Below are 24,515 nucleotides of genomic sequence, written 5' to 3' on the forward strand. Positions count from 1 at the left end.
ATCTTTCCGCATTCGTTAAAACATTTCATTCATTTAAATTTAAGAAGTAACTCTATGTGGGAATATCCAACAATTGATCCAGTGGCCATAGCGCTTGGCCCTTTACAGATTCACTGGTACGGCTTAATGTACCTTTTAGCATTTGGTATAGGCTGGTTTTATGGCAGTATTCGATCTAAAAAAATACCGCCATGGAACTCTGAAATGGTCAGTGACCTACTCTTCTATATTGCTATGGGAGTTATTTTGGGGGGGCGTTTAGGGTACATTCTCTTTTATGATCTAAATCTCTATCTCGCAGAACCTTTACTTGTTTTTAAAGTCTGGCAAGGCGGAATGTCTTTTCATGGTGGGTTGATTGGCGTCACCATTGCCATGGTGCTGTTTGCGCGGAAAACCCAACAAAGTCTTTTTCAAGTCGCAGATTTTGTCGCGCCATTGATTCCTATTGGTTTATTAACAGGGAGGATTGGAAATTTTATCAATGGAGAGTTATGGGGAAAAATCACCGACTCACCTTTAGGGATGGCGGTATATGATCCTGTACTGCAAACCGTCGTACAAAAATATCCGACACAATTATTAGAGGCATTTTTGGAAGGTCTATTACTTTTTATTATCTTAGCCATCTACGCGCGTAAGCCCAGAAAGCCAGGTCGGGTCGCGGGTTTGTTCTTAATAGGGTACGGTTCATTCCGTTTTATTGTTGAGTTCTGGAGGGTACCGGATGCACAACTTGGTTACCTATTATGGGATTGGTTGACAATGGGACAGCTACTTTCTTTACCTATGGTGATCGTGGGTGTTTTATTAATGACTGATCTATTTAGCCATTCAACGAAAAAAATAAAACTTACTACTTAATAAGGGTTTATACTAACCATCAAATAGTAAGTATTTTTATCGATGGAAGGTTTGACATGAGTTTAGGAAGAGTGCGGCACTATGATACGTCGCTGAATGCATTAGCGCGACTTGCTGATAGTTTATTGATTTTAGGCAGTCTTGCACTCTTATCTTACCTTTACCATGTCAGGTGGGACTCAGCCACCATGTGGCTTGCACTCTTATCGGTTATCTTTTTTAATTTTTTTGCCGAGATGCAAGATGTGTATCGCTCCTGGCGAGGTGTCCGTCGTTATAAAGAGATGGGTGCTGTCCTCTCTTCTTGGATTGTTACCGTTGCATTGATTGTCTTTCTTGATATTTTTTGGCTTAAATGGCAACTGTATCAAGAGTTTTATATCTTAAACTGGTTTGCGATTGCACCTTTATTAGTGGTGTCTTGGCATTTGATCGCTCGACTTGTACTCGGTTATTTAAGAGGCAAAGGTCATAATACTCGCCGAGTGGGTATTGTTGGTGCAACAAATTTAGGACGTCGGTTAGAGAAAATTTTGGTCGGTGATAAATGCAATGGGTTCCGCTTTGCGGGCTACTATGATGATAGGGCCAAACTTGAAACAGGTAGACGTTTATCAAACCAATCTATGCAAGTGGCAGGTGGAGTCGATCAGTTGCTTGAGGACTGCCGTACCGGTAAGTTAGACGTCGTTTATATCACCTTATCTCTAGCAGCTGAAAAAAGAATCAAGTTCATTGTCGATGAACTGGCGGATAGCACCGTTTCAGTCTATTTGGTGCCTGATATGTTTACCTTTAATCTCATTAACTCTCGTTGGGTCGATTACCAAGGTGTAACGGCTATCAGTATTTATGAAACCCCTTTTGCTGGCTTTGCCAGTGTCATTAAACGTGCAGAAGACATTGTTTTCAGTCTGTTGATTCTTTTACTCATTTCAATACCTATGTTAGTGATTGCTATCGGCATTAAGTTCACTTCTCCAGGCCCCATTTTTTTCCTACAGCAGCGTTATGGCAGAGGTGGTAAGAGCATTGCCGTCTGGAAGTTTCGCTCCATGACCGTTATGGATAATGGTGATAAAGTTATGCAAGCAACCAAGGGTGATGTTCGAATTACCCCTTTTGGTGCCTTTTTACGGCGTACTTCTTTGGATGAATTGCCACAATTCCTAAACGTATTGGGTGGCAGTATGTCGATTGTCGGGCCCAGACCCCATGCGATTGCCCACAATGAAGAGTATCGTAAGCTTATTATGGGCTATATGTTACGTCATAAAATTAAGCCAGGGATTACCGGCTTGGCACAAATTAAGGGGTTTAGAGGAGAGACTGATACGTTAGATAAAATGGAAGGACGTGTTCGTTTTGACCTTCACTATATCCGGAATTGGTCACTCTGGTTAGATATTAAAATTATATTCATGACGGTGTTTAAAGGCTTTGTACATAATAATGCATATTAGCCTCACTCAATAATGTGTGTTTCTGCCGTAGAACGCAAATATGAATACATTCAATGCGTTTAGATCTATAGGTCGAAACGTTTGCATACGGAAGCCGTCATGAAGATTGATACATTTTTTAATCGTTATTTTTGAAAAAGTAATCTCTCAAATATTTAGATGCCCATTGGTCGGTTGGATTATTTTAAATCACGACATTGTTTGTAGTTTAGTAGGATTTAAAAGTTCACTATTTACTGCGCACTCGTTTTATTTGTTCAAAAATTGACCTCATTTTAAGAGGGGGAGGTAATACAAAAGGGTGTGAATTATTCATGCTCTTTTTTTTGTCTGTGCATAAGCAAATTCAAAATAAAATATATTCTGAATTTATAATTGGAATTGGGATTGTCTGTCTAGTTAGAAATGCGTATACTTAAGGTCCCTCGGGATTTTTACTAATTAAATAAGTGGTTTGAATAAATATGAAAGTTAAAGCAGTAATCTCAGCATTATTTGTGTCTATTTTATTAGTTGGTTGTGGAGGAGAAAATAACGAAGTTAAACCAAATACCCAAGTGATCGCCAATGTAAACGGCGAAGAAGTCACTATTCATCAGTTAAACCAAGCCTTAGGCCAGTTAAGAGGTAAGGTCACACCAGAAAATCAACAAGAGATTAAAATTAAAACTCTAGATCATTTAATCGATCAAACCTTAATATTACAGGCCGCACAACAAGCCAAACTTGACCGTAGTCCTGAAGTTTTAAGTGCGCTTGAAGCCGCTAAAAGGAAGGTTTTGGTGGATGCTTATATTCAGCGTACCTTACAAGGTGTGGGAAAACCTTCGGTTCAAGAAATAGAAGCTTTTTATAATGAACACTCGCAAATTTTCGCGGACAGAAAAATGTTTGTTTATACACAAGTGACAATGCTTGTCGACAAAGATGTGTTGGAAGCCCTAGATACAGAGTTAAAAACAATAAAGACGCTTGATGAATTGTTGCCAATCTTACATGAAAAAAATATTTCCTTTAAGAAAGTCGTGGAAGCGCACCCATCCGAGAAATTACCACCTCCGCTACTTGCTCCTTTAAATGTACTGAAAATAGGGGATGTTGGCTATTTAAAAATGTCAGATGGTCTTTTGGTTGTCGAGTTACAGCAGGCTTTAGCACAACCGGTGACACTTGAACAAGCGACCGCAGTCATCAGCCGTCAGTTATATCATCAAAAGCAAAAGGACGCGGCAGAGAAACTCACTGACTCTTTAAAAGAGAGCGCTCAGGTTGAATACCTCGGCGAGTTTGCGCCTAAGCCTAAGCCTAAGCCTAAGTCTTAACATCCTATTTAAATATCGTAGAAGAAGCTGACTTGTGAAAAAAATTCAATCGATCATACTTTTAATAAGCCTCACACTGTTTTTACCAGGCCTGGTCCTAGCGGAAAATACTGTGGAACCTTATGCATCAATATCGGCCATTCAGGACAGTAATTTATATCGTCTCGATTCTAAAATTAACACCGCATCCCTCCCGTCAACTCTAAGTAAGTCTGATACGATTTATCAAACTGCTGTTGGATTAAATGTCGATTGGATGGCCAGTCGTCAACAATTTCTTGTCAATGCTTCTTTAACAGATAACCGCTTTGAAAAAAATAAAAACTTAAATAATACGGGCCAAAACCTATCGGCTATTTGGAATTGGTTGATCGGAAGTCACGTCAATGGACGAATAGATATTAAGCATAATGTAGCCTTAAGTGATTTTGCCAACACCTATAACCTACAAAGTAGTGAGAAGACTGTGGATGCCGTCTCCGCTAATGGCAACTGGCAATTTCATCCTGACTGGAGAGTGGGTTATGCGATAGAGGAGTATAAAGTTTCTTACGGGAACCAAACACAAGCTTTTCTAGAAAGACAGGATCAAACGCACTCTTTCAACGTTGATTATTTAGTAAATTCGGGGAGTCGTGTTGGTTTAAAGTTTTCTCAATTAGACAGTCATGTTCCAAATAATTATGGTTTTGATAATCAGTACACTCAGAACTCCTATCTCGTGACGACACTTTGGAATGTCTCAGGAAAAAGTAACCTAAACGCAGAGGCGGGTCTGGTCAAACGTAAGTACCAAGATGTTACTAAAAATGGCTACGATGGCCTAAATATGAATGTAACTTATGACTTGCAAGCAACGGAAAAGTTAGCCTTTAAATTAGATGCTTCTCATGGCGTTTCTGCTAGTGATGATGTTTTTGGTTTGGATCGTAAAACAACAGGTGCAAGCCTCGGCGTTAACTGGTCTGTTTCGCAGAAGATTTTTGTAAATGCGGGTGTTAACCATCAAATAAGTGATTTTCTAAACACCACACAAAAATACAGCGAAACTTATGATTCGGTGAATTTGGGATTAGGCTATAAACCGCATAGAAATTTAGATATTGGTCTGAATTATTCTCAAAGCAGGAGAGATTCTGATTTGATTCTTAGGGATTATAAATCCGATAAAATTTCTTTAAGTTTGGCTGTCAAACTTTAGAAATTTTAATGAACTATTTTATCAACGACTTAATGAAGTGAAGCATATGAAAAACTTACTCTTAATTTTATTACTATCATTTTCAACGCTGCTGCAAGCGGCAGACAACCCAATAAATAATGGCGATTTACTTCGTGTTTCAGTTTATGGGAATCCTGATTTAACCACAGAAGCGAAGGTATCGGCTTCTGGTCAAATTAATTATCCTTTAATTGGTACCATCAAACTAGCGGGTTTAAGTCCTCCTGAAGCTGAGCAGTTAGTCAGTCAGCGATTGGTTCAGGATGGCTTTTTGAAACGAGCACAAGTCAATATTATTGTGATTCAATCAAGTGGTAAACAAGTTTCAATACTCGGTCAGGTTGGTAAGCCTGGAAAGTATTCCATCGAAACGGGTGCCAAAACGTTGTTTGATTTTATTGCAATTTCAGGTGGTATCTCGGCAAAAGGTTCGGATTTCATTACTATTATTCGAATGAATGAAAATCCACCTAAAAGAATCTCTGTGAATTTAAAGAAAATATTTTTGCACTCAAAAACCGATCAAATAAACAGTGTAAACATGCAGATGAGAGCAGGTGATATTATCTACGTTCCAGAAGCTCCTGTCTTCTATGTTTATGGTGAAGCAAGGAGTCCTGGTGTCTTTAGATATACTTCTAATATGACTCTTCTACAAGCCTTATCTATGGCTGGAGGATTGTCTGCAAGAGGCACAGATAGTGGTTTGAGGATACAACGCCGTAATGAAAGTGGACAGTTGGTTGAGATGAAAGCAAATAAGTCATCCGTCATCCTTGCAGACGATATCGTTACTATTCAAGAAAGTTTATTCTAAAGGCAATCATAAATAATGAATTTTTATCAATTACTAACGATTTTGAATGCACGTAAATGGCTCGCTTTATTTGTATTTTTTCTTACGGTTTTAACCGTCACACTCATCAGTTTATGGCTTCCAAAGTCTTACGTGGCAACCACGGCCCTAGTGGTTAATTACTCTGGCGAAGATGTGATCACGGGGCAAAGGACTTCAGCGTTATCAACCCCTGGTTACATGGGTACCCAGATGGATATTATCAACAGTCAAAATGTTGCTTTAAAAGTCGTTAATAAATTAGGCCTGTACACCAATCCAGCCTATGTAGAGGCCTATTACAAAGCAACAGAGGGCAAAATCGAGATTCAAAATTGGTTAGCAGGTTTTGTTTTGGGTGGTTTGCAAGTGATACCATCCAAATCAAGTAATGTCATTACCATAGGCTACCAAGCTGCTGATCCAAAGTATGCCGCTACCCTAGCGAATGCTTTTGCAGAATCTTATGTCGAAACCAATTTGGAAATGAAGACCAATCCTTCTCGAAGAACTTCGGAATGGTTTAAAGGACAAGTTGAAGATATGCGCCAAAATTTAGTCAATGCACAAGAAAAATTATCAGAATATCAACGAAAAAAAGTAATTGTTTCCATTGATGAAAGACTGGATGTCGAAATGGGCCGCTTGTCACAATTGTCTCAACAGTTAGTCGTCGCGCAGTCCGATCTGTTCAATATTGAGTCACAGTTAGAATCGATCAATAAGCCGGATAGCCGAAACAGTGCCTTGCTCAGTGATCCTATTGTGAGGGATATTAAAGCGGCCCTCTCAGCGGCTGAAGTGCGGATTGACGAATTAAAGCAAAGGGTCAGTCGGAACCATCCTGATTATATCTCTGCCGCCTCTGAGATCAGAAGTTTAAAGGCTAAATTTTATACAGAGCTTGCCTTGGCTCGGAAGCGCTTGGAAAATTCGCTCCAGATTGCTCGTCAGAGTGTAGGCGGTCTAGAAGCGGCTATCAGCAAACAAAAACAAACCTTGCTTGATATTAATGCTAACCGGAATGAGTTAGATGTATTAAAGCGTGATGTGACCAATGCTGAGCAAGTTCTAACTCAAGCGACTCAACGCCTCAGTCAGACGACTTTAGAGAGTGATTTAAGCCAAAGTGATGTCTCAATTTTAACGAAAGCGACCCCACCACTTAATAGCAGTAAACCTAAGGTTAAACTGAATATCATTCTTTCGATGTTTTTAGGATTAATATTAGGGGTAGGCTTCGCGTTGCTTGCTGAATTATTGAATAGAAAAGCACGTACTGTAGATGATTTAAATAATATAGGCATTCCATTGTTGGGTGAAATTTCCTATTCAAGACAGGCTAAGGGCTAACCGATATGCAAAGTACGGCAGTTGAATTACATACAAACAATAAAACGATTGGTAGTCTTCTTTTAGAAGCAGGAAAAATTAGAGCAGAAGATGCAGATAGAATCATCAAAGCGCAAAAACAATATGATCTAAAATTTGGGGATGCAGCCGTTTTATTAGGCCTCATCACTCAAGAAGACATTAGACATATCGTCTCACAGCAATTTGATTTCCACTGTCTTTCTCGTGAGGATAATACGGTAGACAAAAGCGTAATTGCGGCATTTCAGTCATTTGGGTACGATGTTGATACTCTGAGAGGGTTGAGAAGTCAACTCTCTTTAAGATGGTTTACTGGTCATAAATTATTGGTCATTGCACCTGTCATTGGCAAAACTGGGGCAAGTTACATTGCCGCTAATTTGGCTGTGTTATTTTCACAGCTGGGTCAAAAGACATTATTAATTGATGCTGATATGCGTCAGCCTCGCCAATCAAAGCTATTTAAGCTTAAAAATAAAGCAGGTTTATCTGATCTTTTAGCAGATAGAGCTGGCTTAGAGGTTATTGAAACGCACTCTAAATTAACCAACTTGTCTTTAATGTCTTCTGGAACCATCCCACCGAATCCTATAGAGCTATTAGGTCAGTCCAAAATTAAAAATATTTTGAGTGAATTACAAGCTCATTATGATGTGATCTTATTGGATACACCTGCCATATTAGAACATTGTGATGCTCAAACATTATCGGCGATTTGTCATGGCACTATGTTAGTCGCAAAACGGCATTCAACTCGCGTCTCAGCGATTGAAAAAGCAAAACAAAAGGTTCTTGTCGCCGGTGCATATCCCGTCGGTGTTGTGCTTAACGAGTTTAAATGAGATTGAATATGAGCCGTTTAGACGTCTATAAAAACAAGAAGGTATTGATTTGGCTTCCAATTATTGCCGGGTTAATCTTTTTATTTACACCCACCTACATTGAGCTTTACCATATTTTCTGGTCTAAAGATGAGCAAGGGCATGGCCCTTTAGTCTTAGTCATTGCGTTGTTTCTTTTTTGGCAAAAGAAAGAGTTGTTTTTAAAGGACCGCGAGCTTACGGGACAATCTACCCTAGGTTGGTCGCTCCTTTTTATATCACTTATTGTTTATATTTTAGCTAAGTGGCAATATATTCTTGTCGCCGAAGTTGCCGTTCAAATTCCAATATTAATAGCGTTAATTTTGATTACTTCTGGCTATTCTGTTCTAAAGCGTTTGTGGTTTCCGCTATTTTTTCTAATATTCATTGTGCCATTACCAGGTAGTGTTGTGGACGCCATTACCATGCCCATGAAAATAGCAGTTTCCAATGTCGTAGAGATGGTGCTCTATAACTTTGATTATCCTATTGCTCGTGACGGCGTCATTCTACAAATAGGCTATTACAAGCTTTTGGTCGCAGATGCTTGTGCCGGATTGCATACGGTTTTCTCTTTAGAGGCGATGGGACTCCTTTATTTACACCTTGTCAAAAGAGACTCTTTTTTACGTAATGTCTCTTTGGCCATGCTGATCATCCCGATTTCTTTTGTGGCCAATGTAATTCGAGTCATTGCTTTGGTGCTTATCACTTATTATTATGGCGACGAAGTCGGGCAAGGATTTTTACATGAATTTGCTGGTTTTGTTTTATATGGCACCGCGCTGATTTTTATTATCTCTACGGATATTTTTTTACAAAAACTCGAGTTAAAGTTGGCTCAAAAGAAAGCCCGTAGAGCAGCCACCGAGGAGAGTGACATTGACAGTTTTTAAAAGTTCTCTTATTTTTTTCCTCTTAATTGGTTCTCTAATTTTTTCTGAATTTATACGACCGGTGCCTAACTCTGTGGACGTTCAGGATTTTCCGAGTCTAGAATCTTCTATCCCGATTTCATTTGAAGGTTGGCACAGTATCAACCAAGGCTTGCCGCAAATTGTCGACCCTCAGGCAGAAAAATCACTCGATGCTATTTATTCACAAACCTTATCTCGTATCTATGTTGATAAGCAGCAAGAGAAAATAATCTTATCCCTTGCTTATGGTCCGAATCAGACAGAGCCTCTTCGCGTCCATAAACCTGAGGTTTGTTATCCGGCGCAAGGCTTTAATATTGAAAGCAATGAAGTTGGACAGCTTGAAGTATCAGGTCAAGAAATACCGGTCAAGTTTTTAAAAGGTGTCAGTTCTGACTATACCGAATTTGTAACGTATTGGATTGTGGTTGGTGGAGTGGCGGTTGCAACCGACCTGGGTTTTAAACTTCAACAGTTTAAGTTTTCTTTAGATGGCAAAATCCCAGATGGTCTACTGTTTAGAGTTTCAAGCCACGGGCAGGATGCAAAAGCTGAATATCAAAAACAAAAACGCTTTGTAAATGATTTAATTAATAACGTTGATTTAGAAACCAGAAAAATTTTACTGGGTGAATACAGTCGCTGACCTTTATAAACTATTGTTTATTAAATTTACCCACCTTTAGGGTAAATTTACTGACAAAAGACGTTCTTCTTATATATAATGATGCCTAATTAAAACATTAGTTTTATTAATAACAATAATGATAACGAGAAGGGTATTACATGAAAGTTGCTGTCGCTGGAACAGGTTATGTTGGTTTGTCTATTTCGATGCTTATTTCGCAAAATCACAAGGTCGTTGCCCTCGATATTATTCCCGATAAAATCGCGTTACTTAACCAAAAAAAGTCTCCGATTGCTGATGTTGAAATAGAAGATTTTCTCGCCAATAAAACCCTAGACTTCACCGCAACTCTTGATAAACACCTCGCATATGCCAATGCCGAATATGTCATTATCGCGACGCCAACGGATTACGATACGGCAACTAATACCTTTAATACGGGTTCTGTTGAAGCCGTGATCAGTGATGTGCTTGCCATTAATCCAAGTGCGATTATGATTATAAAATCGACTGTCCCGGTAGGTTATACGGATCAGGTTAAAGCCAAATTTAGCTGCGACAATATTCTATTCTCTCCTGAGTTTTTAAGAGAGGGCAGGGCACTACATGACAACCTTTATCCTTCTCGCATTATTGTGGGAGAGGTCTCAGAACGCGCCAAGATATTTGCTGATCTATTAGTTGAAGGGGCCCATAAATCTGCAGATGAAATTCCTGTATTGTTTACCAACAGTACAGAAGCCGAAGCAGTTAAACTATTCTCAAATACGTATTTAGCGATGCGCGTCTCTTACTTTAATGAACTAGACACCTACTGCGAAAGTCACGGTTTGAGCTCAAGACAAGTCATCGAAGGGGTAGGGTTAGACCCTCGCATTGGTAACCATTACAACAATCCTAGCTTTGGTTACGGCGGTTACTGTTTGCCAAAGGACACCAAGCAATTATTGGCTAACTACCAAGATGTTCCCAATAATATTATTCGCGCGATTGTCGACTCTAATACGACTCGTAAGGACTTTATTGCTGAGCAAGTGATTAAAAAATTGCAAAATGACCCTGCGTTTAATATTCAAAGCCAAGTCCCAATAACGGGTACGGTGGGTATCTACCGTCTGGTTATGAAACAAGGCTCAGACAATTTTCGAGCCAGTGCTATTCAAGGCATTATGAAGCGCCTAAAAGCAAAAGGGATTGAGGTCGTTATTTACGAGCCTGTTCTAGAAGAAAGCGAGTTCTATCACTCAAAAGTCATTCAAGACCTACAGGACTTTAAAAAACAAAGTGATGTTATTCTCGCCAACCGTATGATCAAAGAGTTGAGTGATGTCGCGGATAAAGTGTATACCCGTGATTTATTTGGAAACGACTAAAGTCAGATGTATAAACACCTTCCTTCCCCAGTAAACTTCAGAGAAGATATTAATGGTCTACGTGCGTGGGCTGTTATCGGGGTATTGCTATTCCATTTTTCATTGATAGGGTTACCGGGTGGGTTTGTTGGTGTAGATATATTTTTTGTTATCTCTGGTTATCTAATGACAGCCATTATTGTTAGCAAGCTAGAAAAAGGTAAATTCAAACTTGTAGATTTCTACATGGCTAGGATTAGGCGAATACTCCCAGCCTTATTAGTGCTTATTGCCATACTCTTGGTTTTAGGTTGGTTTTGGTTGCCTACACTTGATTACCAAGAACTCGGGAAGCAGTCAGCATACTCTTTGGCGTTTCTATCTAATATTGGCTACTGGAAGTCTGCAGGCTATTTCAATGGCGCTGCACACGAAAAATGGTTACTCCACACCTGGTCTTTAGGGGTAGAAGCGCAGTTTTATGTGCTTTATCCTCTTTTGGTCACAGCGGTATGGTATGTCTGGCCAAAAATCAAAATACTGACAATAGTTCTGATTATTGTGTTTATTTTATCTTTTGGTCTCAATATTACCTTAGTAGAATTTAAGCCAATAACCGCTTTTTATCTATTACCTACACGCGGTTGGGAGTTGGCGGCAGGCGGCCTTGTTTATTTACTTGCACGTCAACTAGTTTTAAACGAAGCAAAGACAAATTTATTGTTTTGGCTAGGTTGGACATTACTTTTATTGAGTTTTGTTCTTATTAACCCTGAACTGGCTTGGCCCGGTTATTGGGCGCTGCTTCCTGTGATGGGAGTCAGTTTAATTATCTTTGCAAATAATCAAGATTGTAAACTCACAAATAATGCTATAGCACAATGGATAGGGGTTCGTTCCTACTCTCTCTATTTATGGCATTGGCCATTAGTTGTAGCGCTGTATTTTTCATCACTGCAAACGAATTGGTTGTGGGTTGCTTGCATCTTTTTACTCAGTCTTGTTTTGGCACACATTTCTTATCATTTTGTCGAAATACCCACACGTAGTTACTTAACGAGAAGAACACTTAAAAAAGAAGTCTTACTCATTGCACTCATTGCACTCATTGTCATCATCATTGGTGCCAGTTCTGTCTTAATCAAATTCAGTGGTTTTGAGCATCGGTTAAATCCAGAAGTAGAACTAGCCACTAATGGTGCTCTTGATAAAAATCCGAGAGAAGAGGCGTGTTTTGAGCAAGCGACTGCACAAGGTTCGCCGAGTTGTAAATATGGCCATGGGGATGTTGGAGCCATATTGTTAGGCGACTCTCACGCTGATGCCATCATTGGTGGTCTAGCTAAAACCTCTACATTATTTTCTAAGAGTGTCATTGAATGGGCTTTATCAGGCTGCCCTCCTATGTTTAATGCAAAGTACACTCATTGGGAAAAGGAATACTCAGCTAATCGTCATCGTTGTTTGGAATTTAATGCATGGGCATTCAATCAAAGCAAGCAATATTCTGAAAAGATCCCTGTAATTTTACTTGCCCGTCTAACCAGCTATTTAAATGGAGGAGTGTTTAATGATTTGGTCAAGACAAAGCCTAGAGTGTATTTTACAAAAGAGTATTCAGATGCCAGTGATGTACATCTCCAGAAGGAATTTTCGCAGCAAATTGTTTCTGATGCTTGTCGATGGTCACAAACACGACCTGTCTATTTAATGCGACCCATTCCTGAAATGCATGTTGATGTTCCTAAAACTCTTGGCCGTAATATTCTGTTAAACCGTGGTGGCGATGATATTAAAATCACTTTAAAAGAATACCAGTTGAGACACAAACTCGTGTGGCAAGCGCAAGACAAGGCTGTTAAACAATGTGGAGTGAGAATACTCAATCCACTGCCATATTTATGCGATGATCAATATTGCTACGGCTCCAAAAACGGACATTCCCTTTATTTTGATGATGATCATTTAAGTGAATCGGGCAATGAATTACTGATTCCAATGTTCAAAGAAATCTTTGAATAACACAATTAAACAAGGCCTGGTTGATTCCAGTGTATCGAACACTAATGTTTAGAGAATTAACATGAGCTTAAAAGACAAGGCCGTCAATGGCGTTGCTTGGAATGGTATCGGCAATATAGCAAGACAAATCTTGCTTATAACAACGCTAGTGGTCTTAGCTAGATTGCTCACACCAGAAGATTTTGGTGTCTATGCAATACTCATGATATTTGTGACATTCATGAATATATTTGCATCTATGGGGACGTCTCAAGCCGTCATTCATTTAGACAGTCCAGATAAAAGGATGCTCTCCAGCATTTTTTATTTTAATGTAAGCGCTGGAATTTTCTTGTTTTTGGCACTCTTTTTTCTGGCCTGGCCAATCGCCTATTTTTTTGAAAATCCAGCGCTAATTAATTTACTGCAAATTGTAGGGTTGTCATTTGTAATTACGACTCTGAGCATGGTTCAAAAAGCACTTTTCGAAAAACAAATGGCTTTTAAAATTGTCATAATCATTGAAACGTTCGCACTTACGATTAGTTCAATTGCGGGAATCGTGAGTGCTCTCAATAATGCAGGAATTTACAGCTTAATCATTATGACACTTTCAAACTCATTACTATTGACCATAGGTTTATGGTATGCCTCAAAATGGAAACCTTCATTTCTATTTGCTTGGCAAGATATAAAAACTATTTGGTCTTATTCTTTACATTTAACAGGCCATTCGATTGTGAATCATTTCGCCAGGCAATCTGATCAAATACTTATCGGTAAATTCATAGGAGCAGGTGCATTAGGAATGTACAGCATGGCTTATAAAATCATGCTTTATCCATTGGAAAATATTTCGAGAGTCATCGTTCGGGTATTATTTCCGGCGTTATCAGAAATAAAAGATGATAACGCCCGTTTTAAAGCGGGCTATTTAAAAGCCATAAGTTATGTTGCGTTATTCACCTTCCCGCTCATGATTGGTTTAATGGCAGTTGCGCCTGATTTTGTACTGGTCGCTTTTGGTGACAAATGGGAAGGAATGGCCGTTTTACTCATGATTTTAGCCCCTGTTGGCCTCATGCAATCGATCATCACCACGACAGGTTCCATTTACATGGCAAAAGGCTCTACTGGCGTCATGTTTAAAATAGGCGCCATAAATTCTGCAGTCACTGTCGTCGCTTTTTTAATAGGGATACCTTTCGGTGTTCAAGGCGTGGCCATTGCTTATGTGATCGCAAATATTGTGATGCTCTATCCAAACTTGCATTTAGCATGGCAACAAATTGATTTAAAGGTGACAGAGGCGGCACTAGAATTACTGCCTTTCTTTAATGCGGCACTATTTATGGGAATTGCCACCTATGCTCTTAGTGTGGTTTTTGAAAATATAGAACTCTATTTATGGCTAAAATTGTTACTCGAAGTGCTGTCAGGGGCTGCAATTTATGTTGGCATTTTAATGCTCTTTTATCGGTCATTATTGCTAAATATGATTTCAAAATTAAAAAGAAATAGAACGTAATGGCACATATAACGCTTAAATATTTCCCCCAACCCAGTAAAGATAATCAGTACATTCAAAATACGATTACGGCACTTGAGAATGCGTTTGAAACAAAGGTTGATATTGTTCCAAGCTTAAAAACCGCGATACAAAACCCTAAAATGTTATTCCAAAACCCCAAAAGTGATGTGTTCATCATTAATTGGCTAGAAAACAGTTTAAGAGGCACTAATAATCGGTTTTCTACGTTAGGCGCATTTAAATATCTCATTTACCTGTTTTATTTTCGCTTAACGGCCAAGAAAATTATTTATGTAAGACATAATATTTACCCCCATAACATGAAAGGTTGGCATGCAAAAGCCGCTTCTATTGTGTCAAATATGGGTGAAAAGCTCTGTCATCAAAAAGTGTCACACTCAGGTCACTTAATCAAAGATGGCTATGCTTATGTGCCTCACCCGCTGTACACCTTAACGTTAAGCAGAGAAATTCAATCTACTTTAAATAATTACTACATCATGTTCGGACGGATTGAACGTTATAAAAAAATTGAAACCGTTATCAAACATTGGGTGCTTGAAGAGACTCTTTTGATTGCAGGCTCTGTTGGTGATCAGGCTTACCTAGATGAACTTATTACGCTTGCTACAGGGAAAAATGTCCAATTTGATGCCCGGTTTATTCCGGACGATGAGGCCGCGTTAATCGTTAAAAAATCGAATGGAGTGATTCTTGCACATGCTGACGAAGACATGATTGTAAGTGGTAGTTTTTTCTTTGCAATCACTTTAGGGGTCCCTGTATTTGCTGTAGTAAAGCCATTTTTTTCTTGGCTGATAAACGAAGAAAATTTTACTGACCTTTACTTGTTTGAAACATCTGAACAAATTGTGACAACTCTTGAAAAAAAGCACTCTTTTGATAACCAAGTTATACAGGTTCAAGCGGAGATGTTCTTTGGGAGTGTAACAACGGCCCAAACCTGGAGAAAAGTGATCAATGATTTATCTAAATACTAAAGCTGAGGATACCCTGTGAAAATTGTATTTTTATCACACGCAAGCCTAGGAATGGGTTTTGTTGTAGGCAGCCATCAGTTGGCTAAAGCCTTAATAACAGGTGGGCATAATGTCTTTCACATTAGCTCTCCTGTCTCTGTGTTACATGTCTTTTTAGGCAAGCAAAGAAGGCAAAAATTTTTCTATGCATTAAAAAATAGAACAGTGAAGCATTCTGTGTTCGGATTTGCTGATTATATTCCCATCTGCTTAGCCCCTATGGGGTATGCAAAATGGCTTGATGTTATGAACAATTGGTTGATCGATGCTCAGATCAAGCGACATATCGGCCAAGAAAGCACTGATATGGTGTTGATCGATCAGCCACAACTCTTTAACGCTCTCGATCTGTTTACCAATGCGACCAAAATTTATCGACCAACCGATCTATACAGTGAGATGGGAGGCCGCAAGTTTGCTTCTCCTGAAGTAAAAGCGATTGAAAGGTGTCAAGGTATCGTGGCAACCAGTAGTCAGGTTTTTAAGCATATTAAAACGATCACAAACAAGCCAGGTGTTATTGTCACCAATGGTGTGGATTATGATCTTTTTTCAGAGCCCAAAGAACAAACTAGATTCAATAAATGTATTTATGTTGGCGCGATCGATTTCCGTTTTGATCTCGAAACGGCTCTTATCCTAGCGAATAAAAATCCTGAAATAGTGTTCGATTATTATGGGCCCGTCGCAATAGAGCTTAATACTGAGATGCCAGAAAATTTGATTTTTCACGGATCAATTGATTATGCTCAAATTCCAACGTTGCTGACTCAGTACAAATATTCAGTTATCCCTATGAATGACCACAAATCAAACGATGGGCGCTCACCCATGAAACTCTATGAATTTTTAGCAGCAGGTATTCCTGTCTTATCAAGAAAGACTATCAGCATTAATAGTGAAGTAAAGCCGGGTGTTTTATTGTATGAAAACAAACACGATGTTCAAACAAAATTCATTGAGCTAAAAGCATTGAGTCAACAATACGATGTTGATGAGTTCAAGTTGATTGCCAGTAAACAATCCTGGAAGGAAAAAGCACAAGTTATTTTGGATTTTAGACAGGGACTACGACATGAATTTTAGAATGCATTTTCAACCTTTATTCTGGAGATTACATTCTATAAAGGTGAATCAACTATTATGCTAACGACAACAAATGACAAGGATAGCTTTGTCCAAAAAAGTATTTTTTGGATTGTACTTTTAGCCGTTGGTTACAACGCACTACTGGCGGTGGTCAATGGAAATGTATTTTCGGTTAACTTCAAAATGGCCGCGGGTTTTGAATTTTTAATACTGCTTTCTGCCATTGGCATTATTGTTAAAACCGAATTTTCCAATTTGGACATTAAAGAAATTTCTTTGATTGTATTTGTCGTCATCATTGCTCTTTTAATAAGCATTGTTAACCAGTATTTATTTATTGATTCAATTCGAAATTTTTTGATTATTGCACTTTTTGTCATGCTAGGAAGACGGATTTCAGCCGAAAATTTGCATAAGCTTTTTTTTGTTGTCTCCTTTATCGTTTTTAGTTTTTTATTGATTGAGGTCTTTGCATTAGATCTCTATGTACACATTTTTAACCCTGCTAGTTACTACGCAAATACTCGAGGTGTCATTGCTTCAGAGTTCAATGATACTGGCTTATTTAATACCGCGAATGCGCAACAAATGTCAGACAGGTTTGGCTATGGTCTTTTTAACGGCCCGCGAACGTCTTCAATTTTTCTTGAGCAGGTGTCAATCTCAAATTTTATGATTATTCTGGTTATCTATGGGTCGGTTTTTTGGGATGCTTTAAGCAATAAGAAAAGAGTATTTTTTATGGCTTTAGTGTTGATGATACTTATCACCGCTAGGTCGCGATCCGCACTCGCCTTAACGATTTTTGCGCTTGCTAGCTATCATGTGCTGCCCTTAATTACTAGAAAGTTCAGCATTATGATACTGCCTGCCGTTTTGAGTATTATTTTTATAGTTTATTTTTTTATGCCGCAGGAGAACATCTATTCGTTGGAAGACTCCTTTAGGGGCCGGATTTTTCATACAGGTTTAATATTAGCTAGTTTCAATATACCCGATTATTTTTCAATAAATATTCATAAAATATCAAATTACGCAGATAGTGGTATACCATACGTCATAATGTCATATACTTTGATTGGTGCGTTAGTGTTATGGATTTATATTGCCACAATCGTTGAGTTTGAATCTCCAGCACATCGACGATTTATTGTTTTGGCGAATCTATATTTTTGGATGTTACTTATGGTTGGTGCTGCAGTATTTACGATTAAAACAGCCGCATTACTATGGATATTAGCAGGGTTTTTAAGTGTTCACTCAAATAATGATAAAACGCGTAAAGGGGTGAAAAATGAAAATACTTCACGTTGTTAGGCAATTTTTACCCAGTATAGGCGGTTTAGAAGATTATGTTTACAGCCTCGCACTAGAACAAATTAAAGCAGGAAGTACCGTCAGTGTGCTCACGGCGAACACAAATTTTCAAACGGATGAGTTACTTAACTCTTCGGAACAACAAGATGGTATTGATGTGATAAGAGTGCCTTGGTCATTCTCCAAGCGTTACCCTGTTATTTGGATTAAACCAGACCTGCTTAATCAATATGATTTAGTCCATATTCATGCGGTTGATTTTTTTATTGATTATGTCTCGCTATTGAAAAAAATAGGCTTAGTCAAAACCAAAGTATGCTTAACCACACATGGTGGGTTCTTTCATACTCCAAATCAACAGGGGTTAAAAAAGTTCTATTTTAAAACCATCACACGTTTTACGTTAATGGGCATAAACCGTGTGTTTACGATCAGCTCGAATGACCAAAACTTATTTAGCCAGATTAAACAGAATTGCCAGCTGGTTTCCAATGGAGTGCGTTTGCAAAAGTTTGGTAAAAGGCTAGAGAAAACAAACGATACGTTTGATCTGATTTGCTTGGGCCGTTTTAGCAGTAATAAAAAAGTGGATTGGTTAATTGAGGCCTATGCAGGTTTAGTTGCACCGAAAGGCAAGCTTAAAATAATTGGTGGCCGTGCAACGGGTGATACCGCCGCTTTACAAAATTTAATTATACGCTTAAAAGCTGAAGATAAAGTTGAACTACTGCTTGATCTGCCAGATCTCAAAATTGTAGAGCATATCTCAACAGCAAAATTTGTGGTGAGTGCATCGGACTATGAAGGTTTTGGCTTAAGTGTGATTGAGTTGATGTCATACGGTCTCGTTCCTTTTCTATCAAACAAGCCGGAGTCCTTTGTAGATTTTATAGAACAATCCCAAACAGGCCTACTCTTTGATTACGATATGAGTGCTTTTGAGGGGAAATATAACAAACTATTGCACCACTGGAATGAATCTGAAGCTGAAAAATCTCAAGTTTTTTCGCAGCAGTTTTCATGGTCTAAAGTCGCACAACAGATTAATACGGGTTATGAGAATGCCTAATTTTAATATCGATCACAACACTAAAACGCTCTTGAAGAAAATCAAGATTAGCGATGATGCAAATGCATTAATAGAGCACATTATTGCCAATTCTAAAGTTCGCGATTTCATGACAACGGTGGGGTTTATGAATCAGCACGGCTTTAATTTGATTGCAAAAAACAAAGCATTATTGCGACCCTTTGATGATTTAGATTACATTTTACGTGATGGAATCGGCATGAAGTTAGCGTTTAAGTTTTTTAATATGCCTGCCGGAGCCAACTTAAATGGTACGGATTTTATTCCGCAATTAATTAAGGTAGTTGTCAATTCGAATAGGAACCAGAATACAGCCTTTTTTGTATTGGGAACACAGTCACCCTGGCTGGAAGAAGGTGCGGCCCAATTATTGAAGGCTCAAGTATTTCAAACGATGGATGGCTTTAGAGAGTTGCCAGAATACATTCATTTTTTAAACCAAAATATGAAGCCTGAGGCGTTTAATGTCATTGTGTTGGCGATGGGAATGCCCAAACAAGAAGAGCTTGCTGCGTTAATAAAACACAACATAAAACAACCAGGCCTGGTCGTTTGTGGTGGCGCGATCATCGACTTTGAAGCCGGTCGCTTTTCTAGAGCTCCACCACTCTTTAGAACACTCTCTATAGAATGGCTTTATCGGTTACTAAAAGAGCCACGTAGATTATTTAAACGGTATGTCATTGGCATTCCTATTTTTTTTATAAATTTAATACAGTACAGATAGATTAAAGGTTTGGAGAATATATAAAGATGCACGTGTATGTGATTAATTTAGAAAGAAATCCCGAGAGGTTAGCGTTTATAAGCCATCGTTTGCAGTCATTAGGAATTGATTTTGAACGAATCAATGCTGTTGATGGATATAGCTTTTCAGAAGAATATCTTGATGAGTTTCGGCAAAATAGCTTACGTCCGACGGGTTGGATAGAGGGGCAGATTGGTTGTTTTTTGTCACATAGAAAAGCATGGCAACAAATCATGGATGGAGATGAAGAGTATGGCGTTATCTTTGAAGATGATTTACACATTGCGGACTCCTTAGGAAAGGTTATTTCTGACATGACTTGGATACCTGCAGAGGCTGATGTTGTGCGTTTGGAAAATACGACGAACTGGGTGAAGTTAAAAAAAGTTGGTGAAGTTGATCAGCGTGATGTATGTGTCGTTGAAAATGATTCATGGTGCGCAGGTGCATACATTTTATCGAAAAAAACGGCCGCCTTTTTAGTCAATCAAGAGCCAAAACTATGGCTTCCAGCGGATACCTATCTCTTCGCAAAAAGTCTGTCAGAAGTCGCAAATGCATTGAATATTTTTCAAATTAATCCGGTTTTGACCTGTCAAGACAAGTATTCGGAAGGGGTGATTGATTCTAATGAACTCATGAATTTTGATAGTGAGATTGAAGTGGATCAATTAAACGCACCTCCAAAACCGACTTTAATAGAGTCAATAAAACAAACGATAGCACCTTCTTTGGGCTATTCACGAACGGTCTTTAAGAATTGATTGGAGGGCTAAACTGTTTTAACAGTATTGAAAAAAGATGAGATAGTTTCGTTATTTTGTATTGAGCCATGCCTACGACTCCTAGGCTTCATTATTGAGTATGCACGAGTGTTTAGTTTTTTGAATTTGGATGATAGAGCAGATAGCCATGCATAGTTAAAGGTTTAATAAAAAAAGTTACTCAATAGGTTTGCTGTGTGGCAACCATATTACTACCCCCTTTTGGAAACAACATGAAACGCGAAATATTAACGATTCAATATTTAAGAGCCATCGCTGTTTTATTGGTGGTTTATGTCCACTCTTTAGAACAGTTCCCATGGTTAAAAGAGATTTTAAATAGTCATGTAGGGCACGCTGGTGTCGATCTGTTTTTTGTGATCAGTGGTTTTATCATGGTGTATTCAACGCATACTAAAAACATCAATGGACTTCAGTTTTTTTGGCACAGAATTCTTCGCGTTGTTCCGCTTTACTGGTTCTTTACGATAAGTTTGGTTATCCTTGCATTTTTGATTCCAGACGTTCTTGAAAGCGTCGAGTTAAAAACGTCACATGTGCTGAGTAGCTTGTTTTTTATCCCCGATTTATCTCCCGTATTCCCAAATAGATACTGGCCGGTTTTAATACCGGGTTGGACCCTCAATTACGAGATGGCATTTTATGCTCTATTTGCGATATCCCTTTTTTTTAAAGATCAATATAGGCTGCTTTTTTTAACGGTCATCATGTTTGGTGTCGTCGCACTTGGTTTTCAATTCAATTCAAAATCGGTGTTTAGTTTTTATAGCGATATGATTATCCTAGAATTCTTGGTCGGTGTAATATTCGGGTATTTATTTGTAAACGGTAAGCTGCCAAAGAATACATTTTTGGGTGTTATAGTTGCCGTTATCGGCCTATTGTACTTTGCAAGCATCGACAATTTTACCTCGACCAACCGATTTTTTGATGCGGGTATTTCAGCTTCTTTCGTTGTATTAGGGGCCCTGCTCATTGACCACTCAAAGAGAGCGGAAATCAGCTGGTTACACTTATTAGGTAATGCCTCCTATTCAATTTATTTGAGTCATGTTTTTGCACTGGGGTTGTTCCGATTTATAAGAGAGTCTATGGGCTTTGTCTATTCTGAAAACATCTTTAATGGCGTATTGCTTGTCATGGTGGCGATTATCTTTAGCGCATTAGTAGGTGTAGCTGTTTATCGGCTAATAGAGTTACCCATCAATCAAAAACTCAGAAAAAAATCCCACTAATTCTGGAGAAAGTATGATGTTCATCAAAACGATAGGCATTTTTTTAATCACCTTGGCAAATCTTACGAATGTATATGCAAGCTCAGAGATCGCATCGTGTTCAAAACCCATCGCAGGCATTAACCTTGCCGGCGCTGGTTTTTCATCCGGTAAAATTCCGGGTAGAGTCGGTTACGATTACAAATTCCCTAACTCTGTGCAATTACTTTATTACAAATCTAAGGGCTTCAAGGCTGTTCGTCTTTCTATATTATGGGAGCGACTGCAACCTAATCTCTATTCTGAACTAGACCCTGATTATTTAAATGAGATTAAAATTTTTCTAAAAAAAGCAGAAGGGAGTGATTTATTGGTTTTACTCGATCTTCACAACTATGGTCGCTATAAAACAAAGCTCATCGGTTCTAAAGATGTGCCAGAAGATGCCTTCTATGATATCTGGAACAGAGTCGCTCAAGCCCTCCACAGTTATCCTTCGCTTTATGCTTATGGTCTCATGAATGAACCTCATGATACTAAGGGGTATTGGCATAAGGTCGCTCAATCGGGAGTGGATGCTATTAGAGCCGTAGATAAAAAGAAAGTGATTTATGTGCCTGGTGAGTTTTGGTCGAGTTCATGGAAATGGCCTAAGGCGAACCCCAAACCCTTTGTGTCGGATCCACAAAATAAGTTAGTGTATGAAGCTCATATCTATTTTGATAGACACTCTACGGGGGCTTATAAAAATCCAAATGAAGTCCTTAAACAAGGTGATGTGGCCAAAAGAGTGATGCCCTTTATTACCTGGTTAGAAAAATACCATTTAAAAGGAGCCATTGGTGAGTGGGGTGTTCCTACCTCTTCGAAAGCTTGGTTTCCTGTGGTCGGTGAATTTATGACTTTAGCAAATGAGCACTGTTTGGATTGGTATATCTGGGCAGGAGGTCAATGGCCTCAACACTACTTTATGTCTTTAGAGCCAGTTAACTGGAAAGATAAACCTTTGACAACCTTTTTGTCTAAAAAGCTCAAAAATTAAAGTGAAACAATGACGACTGAATTAGACCACTTGAGCTAAGTTGTTCAGTAGAAGAATGGTCTCTAATAAATCTGTGCAAGTGGACTAAAAAGAGTCTGTCATTAAGGTTTTTAAGAATAAAGCGGTCAAGGTGTCGATGACGCTCATTAAGAATCAAACGATGAGCCTTTATGAGTTGAGTGTTTTCATTGAAATTTTTTAACGTTAGGATTTATGGCTTTTATTGTGGGTTTAGCTTTAACGTTAATACTTTATTCTTATTAGTATCATCGGATTGGTTTAAGAAAGATTTAGGTTGTTGTATCGGGTTTCCCCTCTTTACGGATGTTTTATAATTTTTATAGTTTTTAGGAGTTTTTTTATGATTAATATCATTCTTTGTGGCGGTTCTGGGACGCGTCTTTGGCCTTTAAGTCGCACGATGTTGCCAAAACAATTTGTGCGTTTGTTTGAAGGACGTTCGTTATTTCAAGACACGGTTCTACGTAATCAGCGAGTGTGTAAAGAGTATTTAATTGTTTCGAACACCGAACAGTATTTTTTAGCGGCTGACCAATTGCAACAAGTGTCTACCATCAGCAGTCAATTCTTATTAGAGCCGATCGGCCGCAATACAGCGCCTGCAATTGCTTTGGCTTGTATGCAATTAGATTCAGATGATCTGGTGTTGGTCACCACATCAGATCATTTGGTTAAAAATCAAGTGGCTTATGAAGCGGCTGTGGCGCAAGCGAAAACATTGGCCCAGCAGGGTAATTTAGTGACGTTTGGCATTCAACCAGATTATGCCGAAACGGGTTTTGGTTACATTGAAGCCGCTGGTAACGATGTAATATCATTTAAAGAGAAGCCTTCCAAAGACGTTGCTGAGTCCTATATTCTAGCCGGTAATTATTATTGGAACTCTGGCATGTTCTGTTTTAAAGCGGGGGTGTTTTTAGAGGAATTAAATAAATATGCGCCAGAAATTTACCAGGCCTGCACAAATGCATTCAGTGCATCCGAAGCGTGTTCTGGGGTAATGCGGGTTGAGCTCGATAAAATGTTGGCGATTCCAGAGGACAGTATTGATTATGCGGTTATGGAACAATCCAAGAAAGTGAAGGTTATTCCATGCGAAATGGATTGGTCTGACTTAGGCAGTTTTGATGCGCTTTATGAGGAAGTTAAGCAAACAAATGTCGATAATGCCATTTTAAAACGCGGTGAGAATGCACCAGACCCTATTTGTGTCGATTCGAATAATAACTTGTTGTTAACATGCGATCGCCAGGTGGCATTAGTGGATGTCAATGATTTGATTATTGTGGATACTACCGATGCGATTTTAATCTCTAAAAAAGGCAGTTCGCAAAAGGTAAAAGCGGTGGTTGCGCAGATTAAGAAAATTTCTCCGGAAATGGCCGAAATCCACCGCTTAGCTTATCGGCCTTGGGGAACCTATGAGGTCTTGCTCGATACGGCACAATATAAGATAAAACGCATTATTGTGAAGCCCGGCTGTAAGTTATCCTTACAAAAACATTTTCACCGTAATGAACATTGGATTGTCGTCAGTGGCACCGCGACAGTGACCGTCGGTGAGAAAATCTCATTAGTACGCCCAAATGAATCAACCTACATTCAGATGGGCGAAGTACACCGTCTTGAAAATCAAGGCAAGATTGATTTAGTGATGATTGAAGTCCAAGTGGGTGAATACACGGGTGAAGATGATATCGTACGTATTGAAGACGTTTATGGGCGTTAACACTCGCTCATAAGGATTTGTTGCTTCTAAGAACTAAAAACGACCAGGCCTGGTCGTTTTTAGTTTTA

The 24,515-nt window shown here is 38.8% G+C and carries 21 protein-coding genes; all 21 read left to right on the plus strand.

Annotated features, from left to right (window positions below; genetic code table 11):
- The first annotated feature begins 54 nt into the window (after positions 1-54).
- Positions 55-864 (plus strand): prolipoprotein diacylglyceryl transferase, encoded by an 810-nt coding sequence (gene lgt / locus F612_RS0100375; RefSeq protein ID WP_019555753.1) that lies wholly within the window; start codon positions 55-57, stop codon positions 862-864.
- 56 nt (positions 865-920) lie between these two features.
- Positions 921-2,327, plus strand: coding sequence for an undecaprenyl-phosphate glucose phosphotransferase (locus F612_RS0100380; protein ID WP_019555754.1), 1,407 nt, complete (start codon positions 921-923; stop codon positions 2,325-2,327).
- A 464-nt stretch (positions 2,328-2,791) separates the two neighbouring features.
- Positions 2,792-3,649, plus strand: coding sequence for an EpsD family peptidyl-prolyl cis-trans isomerase (locus tag F612_RS0100385; RefSeq protein WP_019555755.1), 858 nt, complete (start codon positions 2,792-2,794; stop codon positions 3,647-3,649).
- Between the two features lie 34 nt (positions 3,650-3,683).
- Positions 3,684-4,850, plus strand: coding sequence for an outer membrane beta-barrel protein (locus F612_RS0100390; protein WP_019555756.1), 1,167 nt, complete (start codon positions 3,684-3,686; stop codon positions 4,848-4,850).
- 46 nt (positions 4,851-4,896) lie between these two features.
- Positions 4,897-5,688 (plus strand): polysaccharide biosynthesis/export family protein, encoded by a 792-nt coding sequence (locus F612_RS0100395; protein ID WP_019555757.1) that lies wholly within the window; start codon positions 4,897-4,899, stop codon positions 5,686-5,688.
- Between the two features lie 15 nt (positions 5,689-5,703).
- Positions 5,704-7,059, plus strand: coding sequence for a chain length determinant protein EpsF (gene epsF, locus F612_RS11820; protein WP_019555758.1), 1,356 nt, complete (start codon positions 5,704-5,706; stop codon positions 7,057-7,059).
- Between the two features lie 5 nt (positions 7,060-7,064).
- Positions 7,065-7,922, plus strand: coding sequence for a polysaccharide biosynthesis tyrosine autokinase (locus F612_RS0100405; protein WP_019555759.1), 858 nt, complete (start codon positions 7,065-7,067; stop codon positions 7,920-7,922).
- Positions 7,923-7,930: 8 nt separating this feature from the next.
- A complete protein-coding gene (gene xrtB / locus F612_RS11825; protein ID WP_019555760.1) occupies positions 7,931-8,839 on the plus strand; it encodes an exosortase B in 909 nt (302 codons plus the stop codon).
- Positions 8,826-9,506 carry an exosortase-associated protein EpsI, B-type gene (gene epsI, locus F612_RS11830; RefSeq protein WP_019555761.1) on the plus strand — a complete coding sequence of 227 codons (681 nt, stop codon included), beginning with the start codon at positions 8,826-8,828 and terminating at the stop codon, positions 9,504-9,506. Before xrtB ends, epsI begins: the two co-directional genes overlap by 14 nt.
- Positions 9,507-9,646: 140 nt before the next feature.
- Entirely contained in the window at positions 9,647-10,861 is a 1,215-nt protein-coding gene (locus F612_RS0100420; RefSeq protein WP_019555762.1) for a nucleotide sugar dehydrogenase, read from the plus strand.
- A gap of 6 nt (positions 10,862-10,867) precedes the next feature.
- On the plus strand, positions 10,868-12,862 hold the full coding sequence (locus tag F612_RS0100425; RefSeq protein ID WP_019555763.1) for an acyltransferase family protein: 1,995 nt from the start codon (positions 10,868-10,870) through the stop codon (positions 12,860-12,862).
- 61 nt (positions 12,863-12,923) lie between these two features.
- The gene (locus tag F612_RS0100430; RefSeq protein ID WP_019555764.1) at positions 12,924-14,369 is read left to right on the plus strand and encodes an MOP flippase family protein; all 1,446 of its coding nucleotides are present in this window, start codon (positions 12,924-12,926) and stop codon (positions 14,367-14,369) included.
- On the plus strand, positions 14,369-15,373 hold the full coding sequence (locus tag F612_RS11835; protein ID WP_019555765.1) for a glycosyltransferase family protein: 1,005 nt from the start codon (positions 14,369-14,371) through the stop codon (positions 15,371-15,373). Before F612_RS0100430 ends, F612_RS11835 begins: the two co-directional genes overlap by 1 nt.
- A 15-nt stretch (positions 15,374-15,388) precedes the next feature.
- Positions 15,389-16,498 carry a glycosyltransferase family protein gene (locus F612_RS0100440; protein ID WP_019555766.1) on the plus strand — a complete coding sequence of 370 codons (1,110 nt, stop codon included), beginning with the start codon at positions 15,389-15,391 and terminating at the stop codon, positions 16,496-16,498.
- Positions 16,499-16,555: 57 nt separating this feature from the next.
- Positions 16,556-17,818: a hypothetical protein gene (locus tag F612_RS0100445; protein WP_019555767.1), complete on the plus strand. Its 1,263-nt coding sequence runs from the start codon at positions 16,556-16,558 to the stop codon at positions 17,816-17,818.
- Complete coding sequence (locus F612_RS11840) at positions 17,796-18,887, plus strand: glycosyltransferase family 4 protein (RefSeq protein ID WP_019555768.1); 1,092 nt, start codon at positions 17,796-17,798, stop codon at positions 18,885-18,887. The genes F612_RS0100445 and F612_RS11840 overlap by 23 nt, the downstream gene beginning before the upstream one ends.
- On the plus strand, positions 18,880-19,635 hold the full coding sequence (locus F612_RS11845; RefSeq protein WP_019555769.1) for a WecB/TagA/CpsF family glycosyltransferase: 756 nt from the start codon (positions 18,880-18,882) through the stop codon (positions 19,633-19,635). The genes F612_RS11840 and F612_RS11845 overlap by 8 nt, the downstream gene beginning before the upstream one ends.
- A 38-nt stretch (positions 19,636-19,673) precedes the next feature.
- A complete protein-coding gene (locus F612_RS0100460; RefSeq protein ID WP_157760439.1) occupies positions 19,674-20,420 on the plus strand; it encodes a glycosyltransferase family 25 protein in 747 nt (248 codons plus the stop codon).
- A 233-nt stretch (positions 20,421-20,653) separates the two neighbouring features.
- Positions 20,654-21,676 (plus strand): acyltransferase family protein, encoded by a 1,023-nt coding sequence (locus F612_RS0100465; protein ID WP_019555771.1) that lies wholly within the window; start codon positions 20,654-20,656, stop codon positions 21,674-21,676.
- A 13-nt stretch (positions 21,677-21,689) separates the two neighbouring features.
- Positions 21,690-22,697 carry a glycoside hydrolase family 5 protein gene (locus tag F612_RS11850; RefSeq protein ID WP_019555772.1) on the plus strand — a complete coding sequence of 336 codons (1,008 nt, stop codon included), beginning with the start codon at positions 21,690-21,692 and terminating at the stop codon, positions 22,695-22,697.
- Positions 22,698-23,058: 361 nt separating this feature from the next.
- Complete coding sequence (locus F612_RS0100475) at positions 23,059-24,447, plus strand: mannose-1-phosphate guanylyltransferase/mannose-6-phosphate isomerase (RefSeq protein WP_019555773.1); 1,389 nt, start codon at positions 23,059-23,061, stop codon at positions 24,445-24,447.
- Positions 24,448-24,515 lie beyond the last annotated feature (68 nt).

Source organism: Thiomicrorhabdus arctica DSM 13458, from assembly GCF_000381085.1.
Classification (GTDB): Bacteria; Pseudomonadota; Gammaproteobacteria; order Thiomicrospirales; family Thiomicrospiraceae; genus Thiomicrorhabdus; species Thiomicrorhabdus arctica.

Bases quoted from the DNA above. Each gene is read 5' to 3' on its own strand.
- lgt (WP_019555753.1), top strand. From the start codon at position 55: ATGTGGGAATATCCAACAATTGATCCAGTGGCCATAGCGCTTGGCCCT.
- F612_RS0100380 (WP_019555754.1), top strand. From the start codon at position 921: ATGAGTTTAGGAAGAGTGCGGCACTATGATACGTCGCTGAATGCATTA.
- F612_RS0100385 (WP_019555755.1), top strand. From the start codon at position 2,792: ATGAAAGTTAAAGCAGTAATCTCAGCATTATTTGTGTCTATTTTATTA.
- F612_RS0100395 (WP_019555757.1), top strand. From the start codon at position 4,897: ATGAAAAACTTACTCTTAATTTTATTACTATCATTTTCAACGCTGCTG.
- epsF (WP_019555758.1), top strand. From the start codon at position 5,704: ATGAATTTTTATCAATTACTAACGATTTTGAATGCACGTAAATGGCTC.
- F612_RS0100405 (WP_019555759.1), top strand. From the start codon at position 7,065: ATGCAAAGTACGGCAGTTGAATTACATACAAACAATAAAACGATTGGT.
- xrtB (WP_019555760.1), top strand. From the start codon at position 7,931: ATGAGCCGTTTAGACGTCTATAAAAACAAGAAGGTATTGATTTGGCTT.
- F612_RS0100420 (WP_019555762.1), top strand. From the start codon at position 9,647: ATGAAAGTTGCTGTCGCTGGAACAGGTTATGTTGGTTTGTCTATTTCG.
- F612_RS0100425 (WP_019555763.1), top strand. From the start codon at position 10,868: ATGTATAAACACCTTCCTTCCCCAGTAAACTTCAGAGAAGATATTAAT.
- F612_RS0100430 (WP_019555764.1), top strand. From the start codon at position 12,924: ATGAGCTTAAAAGACAAGGCCGTCAATGGCGTTGCTTGGAATGGTATC.
- F612_RS11835 (WP_019555765.1), top strand. From the start codon at position 14,369: ATGGCACATATAACGCTTAAATATTTCCCCCAACCCAGTAAAGATAAT.
- F612_RS0100445 (WP_019555767.1), top strand. From the start codon at position 16,556: ATGCTAACGACAACAAATGACAAGGATAGCTTTGTCCAAAAAAGTATT.
- F612_RS11840 (WP_019555768.1), top strand. From the start codon at position 17,796: ATGAAAATACTTCACGTTGTTAGGCAATTTTTACCCAGTATAGGCGGT.
- F612_RS11845 (WP_019555769.1), top strand. From the start codon at position 18,880: ATGCCTAATTTTAATATCGATCACAACACTAAAACGCTCTTGAAGAAA.
- F612_RS0100465 (WP_019555771.1), top strand. From the start codon at position 20,654: ATGAAACGCGAAATATTAACGATTCAATATTTAAGAGCCATCGCTGTT.
- F612_RS11850 (WP_019555772.1), top strand. From the start codon at position 21,690: ATGATGTTCATCAAAACGATAGGCATTTTTTTAATCACCTTGGCAAAT.
- F612_RS0100475 (WP_019555773.1), top strand. From the start codon at position 23,059: ATGATTAATATCATTCTTTGTGGCGGTTCTGGGACGCGTCTTTGGCCT.